This is a genomic window from Pseudomonas sp. SIMBA_041, from assembly GCF_046535095.1.
Classification (GTDB): domain Bacteria; phylum Pseudomonadota; class Gammaproteobacteria; order Pseudomonadales; family Pseudomonadaceae; genus Aquipseudomonas; species Aquipseudomonas mucoides.
The window spans coordinates 1-382 of record NZ_JAWRXJ010000071.1 but is presented as its reverse complement, the minus strand read 5'-3'; the positions used below and the strand labels follow the sequence as shown (position 1 = coordinate 382).

The following is a 382-nucleotide window of genomic DNA, read 5'->3' as shown; positions in this document are numbered from 1 at the left end:
CTGTGGGCCAGTTCGTCCACCAGTACCAGCTTGGGCTTGGCCTTGAGCAGGCCGTCGAGGTCCATTTCCTCCAGCAATACGCCACGGTATTCCGAACGCACCAAGGGCTGCTGGGGCAGCCCGCTCAACAAGGCTTCGGTCTCGGCGCGGCCGTGGGTCTCCACCACCCCGGCAAGCACCTTGACCCCTTGGCGCAGTTGGCTATGGGCCGCCTGGAGCATGGCGTAGGTCTTGCCAACCCCGGGGGCGGCGCCCAGGAACACCTTGAGCCGGCCGCGGCCGTCCCGTGGCAGCTCGGCTAGCAGCGCGTCGGCTCGACCGGAATCACTCATGGGTTATCTCTCTGCGACAAGACATTCGGTTCAATCTGCGCTCACTTCAG

At 65.2% G+C, this 382-nt stretch carries 1 pseudogene; it reads right to left on the bottom strand.

Annotated features, from left to right (window positions below):
• Nucleotides 1-332, bottom strand: a pseudogene (locus SB725_RS30270) (histidine kinase); the annotation flags it as partial.
• Nucleotides 333-382 lie beyond the last annotated feature (50 nt).